The organism is Haematobacter genomosp. 1 (assembly GCF_002196855.1).
Lineage (GTDB): Bacteria > Pseudomonadota > Alphaproteobacteria > Rhodobacterales > Rhodobacteraceae > Haematobacter.
Genome location: NZ_NIPW01000005.1, coordinates 18,716 through 34,271, shown reverse-complemented (window position 1 = coordinate 34,271; position 15,556 = coordinate 18,716). Strand labels below are relative to the sequence as shown.

Genomic DNA, 15,556 nt, shown 5'->3' with positions numbered 1-15,556 from the left:
GAGGCTCATGGTTTCGCTGTTCAGGGAGGTCCGTCGCGATTTAGACCTCACGCGCGCCGCTTGGCAAGCCTCGCCCCATGCTCGCCATGGGCCACGTCCATATGGGCCACCTCCCTGCTCTGCTGCGCTGACGCGCGGCTGCACCCGCCACGTCGCACCTTGCCGAGAGGCAAAAATGCCGCATGTTGTCGCAGGGTGGATTGCCTCTCGCCGTCGTCAGGCTTAACCCGCCCCCAATATCTCCATAGCGGAAAAGCCGATGAGCGATACCACAGTCGCAGCTCCCTCCGATCTGCCCCCGGCGGCGCTGCTGCCGCATTCGCGCAAGATGACGATCTTTGCTCTCCTGATGCTCACGATCTTCATGGCGATGCTTGACGTGCAGGTGGTCTCCACGGCGCTGCCCGCGATCATCGGCGACCTGCAGGGGGCGGAGCGGATCGGCTGGATCACCGCCGCCTACATGCTTGCCCAATGTGCCACCATGCCGATCTACGGCAAGCTCGGCGACATGTTCGGCAGGAAGCCCGTGCTGTTGTTTGCCGTTGTGCTGTTCCTCGTCGGCTCCTTCGCCTGCGGCCTCGCGCCGGACATAAACTGGCTGATCGCGGCCCGCGTTCTCCAGGGGCTTGGCGGTGGTGGCGTCATGGTCAGCGTCTTTTCGGTGAACGCCGACCTTTTCGAGCCGCGGGAACGGGCGAAATATCAGAGCTTCACCAGCCTCGTGCTCATGTGCGCGGCTTCCATCGGCCCGGCGCTTGGCGGAACGCTCACGCAGATATGGGGCTGGCGCAGCATTTTCCTCATCAACCTTCCCATCGGCGCGGTGGTGATCCTGGGCCTTACCTTCCTGCTACCGCGGCGGCGCAATTATGTGCGGCGCAAGATCGACGTGGCGGGGGCGGTGACGCTGACAATCGCCATCATCAGTATCGTCATGCTCGCGGACGTGCAGCAGGTGTTCGAGGGACACGCGGCCCTCGGCGCGGCGGGGCTTGCAACGCTTGCGATCGTGAGCATCCTGCTTTGGGTGCGGTTCGAGCGGCGGGCGGCGGAACCGATCATCCCGCTGTCCCTCTTTCAGAGCCGCAGCTTCCCGCTTCTCCTCCTCATCGGGGCGGCGAACGGGGCCATCGCCATCGGTCTCGTGAATTATCACGCTATCTATCTTCAGCTTTCGACAGGTCTCGCCCCCGCGAAAGCGGGCCTGTTCTTCATCGCGATCACCTGCGGCATGGCCATAGGCTCGCTCATCGCGGGGCAGGTCATCTCCCGGACGGGACGGCTGCGGGAACTGTTGTTGATCGGCATGGGCTTTGCCTCGCTCGGGCTGTGCATATTGGCCTATCTCCCGGCGGGGCAAACTTCCTATGGGGTGGTGGGCGCCGTCATGATGGCAATCGGCTTTTCCAATGGACTCGTCCAGCAGTCGCCGGTGATCGGCGTTCAGGCAGAGGCGCCGCGCAAGGATGTAGGCGCCGCGACCGGGGCCGTTACGCTCGTCCGCATCGCCGGGGCGGCCGTCGCGGTTTCCATCTACGGCGCAATCGTGTCCGCCCATCTGGAGAGCGCCGGATCCCCCGGGCTGGAAGGCCTGCGGGCCGAGGTCGCGGGTGGAGGTCCGGGGGCGCTCGCGGCGGAGGCGCTCGTCTCGACGACCTATCACACGCTTTACCTCACCTCTGCCACCATTGCTCTCGCAGGGCTGATCCTTGCGATCCTGCTGCCCCGGAAGCGGCTGGCGGGTTAGCAGGGCAGGTCAGTCCTCGTAGATCATCTTCCGGGTCATGCCGCCGTCAAGCACCAGAACCTGACCGGTCATGAACCCGGCAGAAGCAAGATATAGGACCGCCTCCGCTACATCCGCAGGCGTTCCCACCCGTCCCGCCGGATGCTGGGCATGGTCGCGCGGGCCAAGGCCAGCACCCTCCGCGATCCATCCCGGTGCAATCGCATTCACCCGGATACGCGGGCCAAGGCTCACGGCAAGCGCGTGGGTCAGCGCGATCAACGCGCCCTTGGACGCGGCATAAGGTTCGGTCTCCGGCTCCGACATGACGGCGCGGGTGGACGCCATGTTGACGATGGACCCGCCCGCCCGAAGCCGGGGAATGGCCGCCCGCGTGACAAGAAAGGCCCCGGTCAGATGGCTGTCCACCACCCGCCGCCATTCGGCAAGCGACATCTCCGCCAGAGGCCCGCCATAGGGTTTCGCGATCCCGGCGTTGTTCACCAGCAGGTCGATCTCGTCCCAGCCCAGCATGTCGAAAGCCGCTGCGACGGAACCCTCGTCCGTCACGTCGCAGATCACCTGCTGCGCAGCGCCCGCCCCCTCCCGAAGGTCGAGTGAGGCGACATCCCACCCTGCCGAGGCCAGGGCCTCGCAGAGTCCCGTGCCGATGAGGCCGGCACCCCCTGTCACGATCGCGCGTTTCATGGGCGGGAGATAGCGCTTCCTCCCGCCGCTGCCAGCTCAGATCAGCCGCACCAGCCGCAGCGCATCATGGATGGCCGCGTGAACATTCCGCGCGGCCACAGCATCGCCGATCCGGTAAAGCCGGTAGCCCCCGGAGGCGTTCGCGACGATCCCCTGCGGCGCACCCGTGACAAGCGCCGCGTAATCCACGGCACCCCCGTTCAGCGACCCTGGCTTCAGCGCGAAGTAGATATCATCAAGGGGTCGTGTGCCATGGTTGACAACGACCTGATCCACCCGCCGCTCCTGCACCGCGTCGCCATAATCGCTGCCCAGCCGCGCGATAAGGCCGTTCCCGTCACGCGACACCTCCTGAACGCGCCAGGTCACGGTCATGACCGCGCCTGCCTTCTGCAGGGACCGCACGTAGGGAACGAGGTTCATGCTCATCACCTCCGGGGCGACGTTCCGGTCGGGGAACACGATCTCCACCTGCCCGCCGTTTCTGGCGATCATGTCTGCGGCCTGCAATCCGGCATGGTCGCCCGCATCGTCGTAGATCAGCACGTTCCGTCCCGGTGCCGCGTCGCCCGACAGGATATCCCAGGCAGAGACGGTCAGGTCATCGCCCCTGGCAAGGACGGGGCCGTCCGGCATTCCCCCGGTCGCCACGACCACCACATCGGGCCGGGTTTCCGCCACGGTCTCCGCTTCGGCATAGGTGTTGAAACGGAAGCTGACACCCCGCCGCTCGCATTCCGCCATACGCCATCCGATGACGGAGAGCATCTCCCGCCGCCGCTCGCTGCGCGCGGCAAGGCGGAGCTGCCCCCCGGGTTGGGCGGCTGCTTCCAGCACGGTCACCGCATGACCCCGCTCCGCCGCCACCCGCGCCGCTTCCAGACCCCCGGGGCCTGCGCCGACCACGGTCACGCGCAGCGGGTGCTCCGACGGCGCGATGCGATGCGGAAGCTCGATCTCGCGCCCGGAGGAGGGGTTGTGCAGGCAGAGCGCCATGCCACCCTGATAGATGCGGTCGAGGCAATAGTTCGCCCCGACACAGGGACGGATGCGGTCCTCCTCCCCCGCCAGCAGTTTGGCCACCAGATGCGGGTCGGCCAAATGGGCCCGCGTCATCCCGACCATGTCGAGCGCGCCGCTCGCCACCGCGTGCCGCGCCGTGGCAAGGTCCGGTATCCGCGCGGCGTGAAACACCGGAAGCCCGGTCGCCGCCCGGATACGGGCCGCGAAATCCAGATGCGGCGCCGCGGGCATGCCCTGTATGGGAATGACATCGGTCAGGCCCGGATCGGTGTCGATATGCCCCCGGATGACGTTGAGGAAATCGACCATGCCGGAGGCCGTCAGCCGCTCCGCGATCCGAAGGCCCATCTCGCCGTCGATCCCGCCGGGCAGCCGCTCGTCAAAAGTCGCCCGCAGCCCCACGATGAACTCCGGGCCGCAGCGCCTTCGGATCTCCGACAGCACATCGAAGGTCAGCCGGAGGCGGTTGTCCAGATCGCCGCCATAGGGCGCCTCCAGCGTATTCGTCAGCGGCGACCAGAACTGGTCGAGCAGGTGGCCGTAGCACTCGAGTTCGATCCCGTCGAGACCCGCCGCCTGCATCCGCTCCGCCGCGTCGGCATAATCTCCGATGATCCGCGCGATGTCCCACTCCTCGACGCGCTTCGGAAACGCCCGGTGCGCCGCCTCCCGCTCCCCGCCGGAGGAGACGACGGGCAGCCAGTCCCCCTGGTCCCACCGTGTCCGGCGCCCCAGATGGGTGAGCTGGATCATCACCGCGGCCCCTGCCTCATGGCATTCGTCGGCCAGCTCGCGCATCCACGGCACGACCTCATCCTTCCAGGCGAGAATGTTGTTGAACGCAGGCGGGCTGTCGCGTGAAACGGAGGCCGATCCGGCGGTCATCGTCAGGGCCACACCCGCCCGCGCCCGCTCGCCGTGATAGGCGCGATAACGCGCCTTCGGCATGCCGTCCTCGGCATAGGCGGGTTCGTGGCTGGTGATGAGGATGCGGTTGCGAAGCGTGAGATGCTTCAACTGGTAAGGCTGGAGGAGCGGATCGTTGGACATCATGACCTCTGGCTATCGGCCACAGGCTTCTCCCAAATCCCCTCGCAGGCAAGCACTGAACTGCCGTTGGCGCGCATGTGATTGCCCGGGGGCAGCAGGGTGTTGCCCCGCCGCCCCGGCCCGCCCTTTCAGTAGGCGATGGTGAAGCGGGCGCGGCTGTGGTGCGGAGTATCCACCTCATCCAGCAGGGCGACAGCGAAATCCTCATAGGAAATCCTGCTTTCGCCCGCCGCATCGACCAGCAACTGATCCCCGCCAAGGCGGAACGTCCCGGTCCGCTCCCCGGGGCCGAACATCGCGGCAGGAGAGAGGAAGCTCCAGTCCACATCCGTCACGCCCCGCAACGTGTCGAGGAAATCGGCACCCGGCAGCGCCTCGGACTTGTAGGCATCCGGGAATTCCGGCGTATCGACCAACCGCTTTCCGGGAGCGACCTCCAGCGACCCTGCCCCTCCCACGACCAGCAGCCGCGGAATGCCCGCCTTCCCCACGAGGGTCAGCACCTGATCCGCCGTCACATCGGCAAACCGTGCGGCGCTGATGAGCAAGTCGGTGCCGGCGAGGGATTTCGCCAGCGCATCCGTCTGCGCCGTCACATCGCCCTGCACGAAAGTCACACCCTGCGGAAGCGCTGTCGCCGGCGCCTTGCGGCCGATGACGGTGACCGAATGGCCGCGCCGCAGCGCTTCCGCCACCAGCCTTTGTCCGACATTCCCCGTGCCGCCCAGAATAGCAATCTGCGCCATGATCCGTCTCCATATGGTAACAAAACGTAACCTGCATATTGACGCAAACGGGAGACAGGCTCAAGAAGGGCCAACAACGTTGCAAGGTAACCTTGGAGACCCCCGATGACGCTCCACCGATCCACAGCCATCTATGCACATGACTGTCCCGTCCGGGACGTTCTCGACAGGTTGGGCGATCGGTGGAGCACGCTGATCCTTCAGCATCTGGCCGAAAGACCCCTCCGGTTTTCGGAACTGCTCCGCGCGATCGACGATGTCTCCAAGCGCATGCTTTCCCGCACCCTGCGCGCGCTCGAGGAAGACGGGCTGATTACCCGCACCGTCTATCCGCTGAAGCCGCCCGCGGTGGAATATGCGCTCACCCCCTTGGGAGAGAGCTTCCTGCCGCATATTGAGGGATTGGTCCGCTGGGCCGGGGAACACCATACGGCCATCCGCGCAGCCCGCGCGGCCTTCCAGCAGGCACGGGAGGAAACGCTGGTCTGATCAGAGGGCTGGCCTGATCCAAAGGGCCGGTATGATCAGAAAGGGTTGTCCAGCCGCACGCCTGTCGGCAGAAAATCCGCGACATTGCCTGTCACCACCACCGCATCGCGAGCCAGTGCGCTCGCGGCGATCATCAGATCGGCCCCGTCATGGCCGATCTCCGCCGAGAGCCGCCCCCAGATCAGCGCGTCCTCCGCGCCGAAGGGCAGGATCCGGTCGGAGAACAGCAGGACCGTGCGCTCCACCCAGTCGCGAAGGTCGGCGGCAAAGGCGGGGTTCCGCGCCTCCTGCCGACGGATGCCGCGCTCGATCTCCCCCAGCGTGATGACGGAGAGGAACAGCTCCTCCTCCGGGCGGGCCGCCAGCCAGCGCGCGACCTGCGGGGCCCTGTCCGGTCGTCGCACGGCGGAGATGACATTGGTATCAAGGAGATACATCAGAAGTCCACGTCGCGCGGCCTGACCTTCGGGCGTGAGACATCCTCCAGCCCGGGAAAATCCAGCAGATGCGACACGAAACTCCGCCGTCCCGCCTGCGCATCACGGACCAGACGCTGATATTCAGAAGCGGAAAGGACGACGACCGCCGGCTTCCCGCGACGGCTCACCTCCTGAGGGCGCCCGGAAAGCGCGGCGTCCACCACAGCGCTGAACCGGTTCTTTGCATCCTGTAGCGTCCACATGACACACCTGTCTAGCTATCTGGCTAGATAGATAGGACAAATGGTGCGCAAAGTCAAAGCCCGTGCGTGCTTTGAGCCGGGGCATCGAGCCCCGCCCCAAAGCGCTGCCGCGGACAAGACGGACGGGATCAGCCAAAGACCTTCGTCAGCGCCACGTCTATCGCGTCGGTGATCCGGTCGATATCATCGGGCGTGGCGATCAGCGCGGGGCTGAGACAGAGCGTATTGTTCAGCCCCGGCAGCGACCGGTTCGTCACCCCGATGATGACACCCTGCGCATTGGCCTCCGCCACGACCCGCTGGGCCAGCTTCTCGTCCACCGGCTCCTTCGTCTTCCGGTCGGCGACCAGTTCTGCGCCCTGGAACAAGCCCTTGCCGCGCACGTCCCCCACGACGGCATGCTTCTCCTTCAGCGCCTCCAGGTTGGCCATCAGCCGGCCCCCCATGGCAAGCGTGTTGTCCAGAAGCTGTTCGTCTTCGATGATCCGCATGTTCTCAAGCGCGGCAGCGGGGCCGGAGGCGCAGCCGCCGAAGGTGGAGATGTCGCGGAAATAGGACAGGGGATCGGCGGGATCGTCCTTGAACAGATCGAACACCGCCTCCGTCGTCACGGTGCAGGAGATGGCGGCATAGCCGGACGCGACACCCTTGGCCATCGTCACGAAGTCCGGCTCCACCCCGTAGTTCTGATAGCCGAACCACGTGCCCGTCCGGCCAAGACCGCAGACCACCTCGTCGATATGCAGCAGCACGTCATACTTACGGCAGATTTCCTGCACGCGCTCCCAATAGCCCTCCGGCGGCACGATCACCCCGCCCCCCGCGGTGATCGGCTCCAGGCAGAGCAGGCCCACCGTGTCCGGCCCTTCGCGCAGGATCACTTCCTCGATGGCATCGGCGGCCCGCTGGCCGTAGTTCTCGACATCCCATTGCTTGCGGTATTCAAGGCAATGCGGCACCTGCACGAACCCCTCCGGGAAGGGGCCGTAGAGCGCCGCGCGCTCCGGCTGCCCGGCGGAGGCCAGCGCACCGATGGTGGTGCCGTGATAATCGCGCTCCCGATACAGGATCTTGTTCTTGCGGCCCTTGTGATGGCGCGCCGAGATCTGGCGGACCATCTTGAACACCTTCTCGTTCGCCTCGGAGCCGGAGTTCGAGTAATAGACCCGCGTCAGACCGGGCATCTTCTCGATCAACTTTTCGGCGAACAGCGAACCGGGAATGGAACCCGCCGACTGCGCGAAATAGTTCATGCGGATCAGCTGGTCGCGCACGGCATTGGCAATGCTCTCCCGACCGTAGCCGACGTTGACCGTCCACACGCCGCCGGAGACGGCATCCAGAAACTCCCGCCCCGCCGCGTCCCAGACGCGCATCCCCTTGCCTTCCACGATGATGCGCGGATCGGCCGTTTCCAGCGCCTTGTGCTGCAACAGGTGGTGCCAGACATGGGCACGGTCGGTTTCGATCACATGGGAGAGATCGTTCTGAGAGAAGGGCAGGTTCATGGGGCAATCCGGGTCAAGAGTGTCCCGCGGTCAGCGGGCGATCCGGTGAGGATCGCGCGAAGCGCGCCGCGGATCAAGCACCGCATCACGCGGCGGGCCTGGAATGGCCGGGAAAATCGCGCCCCGCCAGCTTTCGCGGCATCGGCCCGCCCGTCGCCCAGTCGATGAGCTCCACCGTATGGACGACCGGCACGGCAGTGCCCGAGCCGATCTGCATCATGCAGCCGATATTGCCCGCCGCGATGACCTCGGGCGCCTTCGCCTCCAGCGTGGCAACCTTCCGCCGCTTCAGCTCGGCCGAGATCTCGGGTTGCAGCAGGTTGTAAGTGCCGGCGGAGCCGCAGCACAGATGCGGGTCGGCAGGCTCCACCACCTCGAACCCCGCGCGTTTCAGGGCGGCCTTCGGCGCGGTCTTCACCTGCTGGCCGTGCTGGAGCGAGCAGGCGGCGTGATAGGCCACGCGGATGCCCTGCGGGGCCTGCTCCGGCACCCCCAGCCGCTCCAGCAGCTCGGAGATGTCGCAGGCAAGGCGCGACACCTCCGCCGCCTCCGCCGCCAGCGGGTCATTGCGGAACATGTGGCCGTAGTCCTTCATCGTGGTGCCGCAGCCGGAGGTGTTGATAACGATGGCGTCCAGCCCCTCCACCCCGGTGAAGGCCCGGATGGCGGCGGCGGCCTGCGCATGGGCCTCCCCCTCCCGGCCCATGTGATGGACGAGACTGCCGCAGCAGCCCAACCCGCGCGGGATCACCACCTCGCAACCCAGCCGGGTCAGCAGACGGATCGTCGCATCGTTGATATCGCTGTCCAGCGCCCGCTGCGCGCAGCCGATGAGCAAGGCCACGCGCATCCGCCGCTCCCCCTCCGCCGGAAAGGTCTGCGCCGCATCGTTCGGGCTGGGCTTCGGCAGCGTCCGGGGCGCCATGTCCAGCATCGCCCGCAGCCGCCGGTCCGGCATCAGCGCCGCGAAGGGCCGCGCGAGCTGCGCGCCCCTGAGCGCCAGCCGGAAGCGCCCGGGATAAGGCAGGATCCGCGCCAGCATTCCCCGCAGCAGCCGGTCCATCCACGGGCGGCGATAGGTCTTTTCCACATGCGCGCGCGCGTGGTCTATCAGGTGCATGTAATGCACGCCGGACGGACAGGTGGACATGCAGGACAGGCAGGACAGGCAGCGGTCCAAGTGCTTGACCGTCTTTTCATCCGCCGGGCGGTTCTGCTCCAGCATGTCCTTGATGAGGTAGATGCGGCCGCGCGGGCTGTCCAGCTCATCGCCCAGCACCTGATAGGTCGGGCAGGTCGCGGTGCAGAAACCGCAATGCACGCAGGCGCGGAGAACCTGATTGGCCCGGGCAGTGCCCGGATCCTCCAGTTGCTCGGGCGTGAAATTGGTCTGCATCAGCCCATCCTTCCGGGGTTGAGAATGCCGCGCGGGTCGAACTGCGCCCGCAGACCCGCCGTCAGCGACGCGATCGGCGGCAGTTCGGGCGGGAACGCTCCAGCTCCCGCGCCGCGTATCCGCGTGGCATGTCCGGCTAGCGGGCCAGCAAGCGCACGCGCGTCCGTTCCCTCGGGCAGCAGCGCCCAGACCAGCCCGCCGCCCCAGTCCAGCACCACGGGCGCATCCAGCCGCGCGACAAGGCGCGGCGCTTCCGAGGGCCGGATGTTGAAACGCCAGACATCACCCGCCTGCCCGTGGAACGGCCTGACCTCCGCCAGAGCACGCCACTGGTCCTGCCCGTCCACGATCTCAGCGGCACCAAAGGGCGCGAGCCGCCGCGCCAATGCGCCCGACCTGTGGCGGACGGAGCCTTCCAGCCCCTCCAGCCGCAGCATCGCACCGACGCCCGGCAGCCAGCCAGCCCCGCTCACGTCATAGGGCGAGGTCAGCCCGGAGGCGAGCGCCGGCACCGCTTCTCCCGCGCCGAGATCGGGGAGCACCACCGTGGCCTGGGCCTGCGCGGCAGGGAGCAGCTTGAACGCCACCTCCGTCAGTACGCCGAGGGTGCCCCAGCTCCCCGCCATGAGCTTGACGAGATCATAGCCGGTGACGTTCTTCATCACCCGTCCGCCGTTCTTCACCACCGTGCCGCTGCCATCCACGAACCGCACCCCGATGAGGCTGTCGCGGCAGGCCCCCGCCTGCACCCGTCGCGGCCCCGAGGCATTCGCGGCAACCACCCCGCCGATGGTGCCGATCCCCGGCGCGCCGGTCAGCCCCGCCCAGTCGGCAGGCTCGAACGGCAGCCGCTGACGCTCCGCCGTCACCGCCGCTTCGACCTCCGCAAGCGGCGTGCCCGCGCCCACCACCAGCGTCAGCGCGCCCGGCTCATAAAGGCGGATACCCCGCAGCCCGCCCGTCTCCAGCACGGCGGCGTTGGTTTCCTGCCGCCCCGTCGTCCTGGTGCCTCCGCCGCGGATTTCCAGCGGATCGGTCGCAAGGCGGATCGCCTCGGCTAGCTCTTCTTCACTTTCAGGTCGCATTCCGTCTCCGTTCAGGCCGCGACACGGCGCGAGGCGGTGACATGCAGCGGGAACACCTTGGCCGGGTTCAGCAGCCATTTCGGGTCGAACACGTCCTTCACCCGCAACTGCGCCTCCAGATCGTCGGGGTTGAACTGCGCCTCCATCAGGTCGCGCTTCTCCACACCCACGCCATGTTCGCCGGTCAGGCAACCGCCGACCTCCACGCAGAGCCGCAGGATATCCGCGCCGAGCGCTTCGCAAAGCTGCAGGTCGCCGGGCTTGTTCGCATCGAACAGGATCAGCGGGTGCATGTTGCCGTCGCCCGCATGGAACACATTCGCCACATCCAGCCCGTAATCGCGCGACATGTCGCCGATCCGGCGGAGCACCTCCGGCAGCGCGCTAACGGGAATGGTGCCGTCGAGACACATGTAATCGCCCATCTGGCCCATCGCGCCAAAGGCGGATTTCCGGCCAAGCCAGATGCGCCGCGCCTCATCCTCGGTCCGGGCCTCGCGGAATTCGACCGGGTCGTGGCGCTCCGCGATGGCCCGGATCAGCGCGATCTGCTCCGCGATCTCCGGCTCCGACCCCTCGACCTCCACGATCAGGAGCGCCTCGCAGTCGGGATAGCCCGCATGGGCAAAGGCTTCCGTGGCCACGATGCAGGGGCGGTCCATGAACTCGATGGCCACGGGCAGCACGCCCTCCCGGATGATGTCGGAGACACAGGCCCCCGCCACCTCGTTCGCGGCAAAGCCGATCAGCACGGGGCGCGCACCTTCGGGCTTGGGCAGGATGCGCAGCCACGCCTCCGTCACGATCCCGAGCTGTCCCTCCGAGCCGCAGACGACGCCGAGCAGGTCGATCCCCGGTGCGTCGGACCACGGCCCCCCGATTGTCACAACCTCTCCCGCCATGGTCACCAGCGTGACGCCCAGCAGGTTGTTGGTCGTCACCCCGTATTTGAGGCAATGCGCCCCGCCGGAATTCATGGCGATATTGCCGGAGATCGCGCAGGCAAGCTGCGACGAGGGGTCGGGCGCATAGAAGAACCCGTCCGCCTCCACCGCCCCGGTGACGGAGAGGTTGGTGCGTCCTGCCTCCACCCGGATGAAACGGTCGTCGTAATCGACCTCCAGCACCCGGTTCATGCGCGCGAGGCCCACCACCACCGCATCCGCCGTGGGCATGGAGCCGCCCGCGAGACTTGTCCCGGCGCCCCGCGGCACCACCGGCACACCCTCGGCATGCAGGATTTTCAGCGCCGCCGCGACCTCCGCCGTCGTGCGCGGCAGCACCACGGCGAGCGGCGGACAGCGATAGGCCGAAAGCGCATCGCATTCATAGGCCAGCGTCTCCGCCGGATCGTCGATCACCGCATCCGCAGGCAGCGCGGCGCGAAGGGCCGCCACGACCGCAGCCTTGCGGGACAGGATCGCCGCATTCGGTTCCGGCATCTGCATGGTGGCTCCTCCCCTTCGCTCCCACAGGCCACAGTGGAGCCGCGCGGCGGACCGCGCAACCCCCTCAATCCATCCGCCAAACCCTCACGGGCCGGCGGGATGGTGTTCCCTTCCCGTCAGGCGGGTGGCACACCGCGCGTTCGGCCGTGCCACCCCCGCGTCACTCCGACGGTCAGGCGGCCTGCAGCGCCTTCGCCTCCCGGCGGCGGGCATGGAGCACCGGCTCCGTATACCCCGAAGGCTGCTCCACCCCTTTGAAGATCAGGTCATGCGCGGCCTTGAACGCAGGCCCGTCGAAGGCCGGAGCCATGGGCCGATAGGCCGGATCGCCCGCGTTCTGCCGGTCCACCTTCTCCGCCATGCGGCGCAGCGCGTCCTCCACCTCGGCCTTCGTCACCAGCCCGTGCACCAGCCAGTTGGTCACGTATTGCGAGGAAATCCGGCAGGTCGCGCGGTCCTCCATCAGCGGCACGTCGTTGATATCCGGCACTTTGGAGCAACCGATCCCCTGATCCACCCAGCGGACGACATAGCCAAGGATACCCTGACAGTTGTTGTCCAGATCACGCGCCACCTCCTCCGCCGAGAGGTTCCGTCCCGCCAGCAGCGGCGGCGTGAGGAGGGTAGCGAGCGCCGGACGCTTGCGGGACTTCAGCGCCTCCTGACGGTCGGCCACGTTGACCAGGTGGTAATGCGTGGCATGCAGGACGGCGGCGGTCGGCGAAGGCACCCAGGCCGTCGTGGCGCCTGCTTCGGGATGGCCGATCTTGACCTTCAGCATCTCCGCCATGGCATCGGGCTTCGCCCACATGCCCTTGCCGATCTGCGCGCGCCCCTCGAAACCATCGGCCAGCGCCACATCGACGTTGCCATCCTCATAGGCCTTGAGCCAGGCCGCGCCTTTCATCTCCTCCTTGGGAATGAAGGGGCCGGCCTGCATGGAGGTATGGATCTCGTCGCCCGTCCGGTCGAGGAAACCCGTGTTGATGAACACGATCCGGTCCTTCACCGCGCGGATGCACTCGCCAAGGTTGGCCGACGTGCGCCGCTCCTCATCCATGACGCCGAGCTTCACCGTGTTGCGCGGCAGGCCGAGGATATCTTCCACCCATGCATAGGTGCGGTCGGCGAAGGCGACTTCCTCCGGCCCGTGCATCTTGGGTTTCACCACATAGACAGAGCCTTTGCGGCTGTTGCGCGGCCCCTCGCTCTTGCGAAGGTCATACATCGCCGCGGCCACGGTCATGATCGCATCCATGATGCCTTCGGGCGTTTCCTGCCCGTCCAGCAGCACCGCATCCGTGGTCATCAGATGGCCGACGTTGCGCACCAACATCACCGCGCGGCCCGGCAGGGTGAGCGTGGAGCCATCGGGGGCGGTGAAGGTCCGGTCCTCCGCCAGACGGCGGGTCATCGTCTCGCCGCCCTTCTGGAAGGTGTCGGTGAGCGTTCCGGTCATCAGGCCCAGCCAGTTGCCATAGACCTCCGCCTTGTCGGCAGCATCCACGGCGGCGATAGAATCCTCGCAGTCCTGAATGGCGGTCAGCGCGGCCTCGACCACCACGTCGCGCAGCCCGGAGGCGCTGGCCTTGCCGACCGGATGGGCCGGGTCGATCACCAGTTCGATATGCAGACCGTTCTGACGCAGGAGCCAGCTCTTTTTCTCACCGTCTTCGGTGAAACCCACGAAAACCGCCGGATTCTCGAAGGGATGTTCCGCATCCCCCACCAGCGCCACCAGCGATGCGCCGTCGCGCTTCCAGCCGGTGACATCCTTATGCGCCGCTCCCGCGAGCGGCACGGTCCGGTCGAGGAAATCCGCCGCCCAGGCCACCGCCTGCGCGCCCCGCTTTGCGTCGTAGCCCTTGCCCTCTGCCTGTCCGGGCAGCGCATCGGTGCCGTAGAGCGCGTCATAGAGCGAGCCCCAGCGCGCGTTGGCCGCGTTGAGCGCGAACCGCGCGTTCATCACCGGCACGACGAGCTGCGGCCCCGCCACGGAAGACATCTCCGGGTCCACCTCGGGCGTGCCGATGGTGAAGGCCGGGCCTTCGGGGACCAGATAGCCGATCTCGCGCAGGAAGGCCTCATAGGCGGCGGCATCCCACGGCTGGCCCTTGCGCTCCAGCACCCAGGCGTCGATCCTGGCCTGAATATCCTCGCGCTTCTTCAGAAGGCGGCGGTTCTCCGGCGCGAGCGCGGCCAGCATCTCGCCGTAGCCCTTCCAGAACGCCTCGGCCTTCAGGCCGATACCGGGCAGCAGCGTCTCCTCGACAAAGGACACGATTTCGGGCGCGACGCTCAGGTTCGCGCGGGTCAGGTGGTTGGTCATGTGACTCTCCCTCTCTTGGAGGAGAGCATAGGGCCGGGGGTTGCGTGGCGGCAGGGGTTTCGGCAAACTTTTCCACGATGCGGAAAATCAGGAATCGATTCTGGAAATGGCAGATCACGGCTCCGTCCAGTCGGTAGAGCGGGCGCTCACCCTGCTGGAACTGCTGGCCCGTCAGGAAGACGGCGCGCGGCTTTCCGATCTCGCGGCGGAGGCAGGGCTGGCCGCCTCCACCGTTCACCGCCTGCTGACCACGCTCGAACGCCGCCGCTATGTGCAGACGGATGCCGCTGGCCGCTGGCATGTCGGACGGCAGAGCTTTGCCGTGGGACAGGCCTATTCGGCGCGGCGGAGCTTCATCGCCCCCGCCATGCCCTTCCTCCGCCAGCTGCGCGACCAGACCCGCGAAACAGCCAATCTCGGCATTCTGGAGGAGGGGGAAGTCGTGACCATCTGCCAGGCGGAGAGCCGGGAAATCACCCGTGCCACCGCCGCACCCGGGGGGCGGACGCCGGTGCTTTCCTCCGGCATGGGAAAGGCCATCCTCGCCACGTGGGAGGACGAGGCGATCGCCCGCTTCATCGACCGCTTCGGCATCAGGCCCGTGACGCCCCGGGGCCTGACCTCTGCCAAGGCGGTGATGCAGGAGATCGCGACGATCCGCGCGCGGGGCTACGCTGTGGATGACGAGGAGTTCGTTCCCGGCCTGCGCTGCGTCGCCGCCGTAGTGCGCGACCCGAACGGAGACGCGGCCTGCGCCCTTTCCATCTCCGGCCTCGCCGCCCGAATGCCGCCCGACCGGGTGGAGGATTTCGGCCGTCGTGTCGCCGGTGCGGCCGCAAGGCTGACGGAAGCGCTCGGCGGCCAACCAGAGGGTCAACCGGAGGGACAGCAGCCCTCCGCACCGGCCTTCCGCTGAGTCACCGGCGCTCCAACATACTCCCTGAACGCTACGCGCTGCCCAAACGCGACCGGGGGGGGCCGCCGCTCATATTGGCAGGCTGAAAAATCCCTACCAAGCCGCTGAAAAAGTCGTGGATCTACCCGGCCTCGCGTTGAAAATCAGAAAATCGGTCCGGTCACGAGACAAAAACTGCGGTTTCCGGGGAGATCGTCAACCATGTTGGGAAGATCTTCGCCCCGGAGAAACCTCGGAATACTTTTTCAGCAGCCTGCCAGAGCGGATGCGGCGCTCCAGTTGACAGACAATTCCACATAATTTTCGCGGTTTTGCCTCCGGCATCCGCACCTTCCCCAGCCGGGGACCAATCCCGGCCGGGATCATTGCGGAACCAACCCGCAACCCGCAACCCGCAACCCGCAACCCGCAACCCGCAACCCGCAACCCGCAACCCGCAACCCGCAA

At 67.0% G+C, this 15,556-nt stretch carries 13 protein-coding genes; 3 read left to right on the top strand and 10 right to left on the bottom strand.

Translation table 11 applies throughout. The features are described 5' to 3' along the window. Nucleotides 1–259 precede the first annotated feature (259 nt). Nucleotides 260–1,750: an MDR family MFS transporter gene (locus CDV49_RS02325; RefSeq protein WP_088213970.1), complete on the top strand. Its 1,491-nt coding sequence runs from the start codon at nt 260–262 to the stop codon at nt 1,748–1,750. Between the two features lie 9 nt (nt 1,751–1,759). Here the strand turns inward: CDV49_RS02325 and CDV49_RS02320 are convergent, their stop codons facing one another. From CDV49_RS02320 to CDV49_RS02310, 3 genes are all read right to left on the bottom strand, one after another. Continuing rightward, nucleotides 1,760–2,437, bottom strand: a complete 678-nt coding sequence (locus CDV49_RS02320) for an SDR family oxidoreductase (RefSeq protein WP_088213969.1) — start codon at nt 2,435–2,437, stop codon at nt 1,760–1,762. 36 nt (nt 2,438–2,473) lie between these two features. Further along, entirely contained in the window at nt 2,474–4,510 is a 2,037-nt protein-coding gene (locus CDV49_RS02315) for an NADH:flavin oxidoreductase (protein WP_088214177.1), read from the bottom strand. A gap of 128 nt (nt 4,511–4,638) precedes the next feature. After that, nucleotides 4,639–5,256 carry an NAD(P)-dependent oxidoreductase gene (locus tag CDV49_RS02310; RefSeq protein ID WP_088213968.1) on the bottom strand — a complete coding sequence of 206 codons (618 nt, stop codon included), beginning with the start codon at nt 5,254–5,256 and terminating at the stop codon, nt 4,639–4,641. Between the two features lie 105 nt (nt 5,257–5,361). On the opposite strand from CDV49_RS02310, the gene CDV49_RS02305 reads away from it, so the two are divergent. Next, nucleotides 5,362–5,745 (top strand): winged helix-turn-helix transcriptional regulator, encoded by a 384-nt coding sequence (locus CDV49_RS02305; protein WP_088213967.1) that lies wholly within the window; start codon nt 5,362–5,364, stop codon nt 5,743–5,745. Between the two features lie 35 nt (nt 5,746–5,780). Here CDV49_RS02305 and CDV49_RS02300 read toward each other — a convergent pair whose 3' ends face one another. The 7 genes from CDV49_RS02300 to CDV49_RS02270 form a co-directional block, all read right to left on the bottom strand. After that, nucleotides 5,781–6,182, bottom strand: coding sequence for a type II toxin-antitoxin system VapC family toxin (locus CDV49_RS02300; RefSeq protein ID WP_088213966.1), 402 nt, complete (start codon nt 6,180–6,182; stop codon nt 5,781–5,783). Beyond that, on the bottom strand, nt 6,182–6,427 hold the full coding sequence (locus CDV49_RS02295; RefSeq protein WP_088213965.1) for a type II toxin-antitoxin system Phd/YefM family antitoxin: 246 nt from the start codon (nt 6,425–6,427) through the stop codon (nt 6,182–6,184). Before CDV49_RS02295 ends, CDV49_RS02300 begins: the two co-directional genes overlap by 1 nt. Nucleotides 6,428–6,555: 128 nt before the next feature. Beyond that, on the bottom strand, nt 6,556–7,935 hold the full coding sequence (locus tag CDV49_RS02290) for an aminotransferase family protein (RefSeq protein WP_088213964.1): 1,380 nt from the start codon (nt 7,933–7,935) through the stop codon (nt 6,556–6,558). Between the two features lie 85 nt (nt 7,936–8,020). Beyond that, the gene (gene glcF / locus CDV49_RS02285) at nt 8,021–9,331 is read right to left on the bottom strand and encodes a glycolate oxidase subunit GlcF (protein WP_088213963.1); all 1,311 of its coding nucleotides are present in this window, start codon (nt 9,329–9,331) and stop codon (nt 8,021–8,023) included. Next, nucleotides 9,331–10,416 (bottom strand): FAD-binding protein, encoded by a 1,086-nt coding sequence (locus CDV49_RS02280; RefSeq protein WP_088213962.1) that lies wholly within the window; start codon nt 10,414–10,416, stop codon nt 9,331–9,333. Before CDV49_RS02280 ends, glcF begins: the two co-directional genes overlap by 1 nt. Nucleotides 10,417–10,427: 11 nt before the next feature. Then, nucleotides 10,428–11,864 (bottom strand): FAD-linked oxidase C-terminal domain-containing protein, encoded by a 1,437-nt coding sequence (locus tag CDV49_RS02275; protein WP_088213961.1) that lies wholly within the window; start codon nt 11,862–11,864, stop codon nt 10,428–10,430. A gap of 172 nt (nt 11,865–12,036) precedes the next feature. After that, a complete protein-coding gene (locus CDV49_RS02270) occupies nt 12,037–14,193 on the bottom strand; it encodes a malate synthase G (protein ID WP_088213960.1) in 2,157 nt (718 codons plus the stop codon). A 106-nt stretch (nt 14,194–14,299) separates the two neighbouring features. Between CDV49_RS02270 and CDV49_RS02265 the strand changes: the two genes are divergently transcribed. After that, nucleotides 14,300–15,109 carry an IclR family transcriptional regulator gene (locus CDV49_RS02265; RefSeq protein WP_088214176.1) on the top strand — a complete coding sequence of 270 codons (810 nt, stop codon included), beginning with the start codon at nt 14,300–14,302 and terminating at the stop codon, nt 15,107–15,109. The last annotated feature ends 447 nt before the right edge of the window (nt 15,110–15,556 follow it).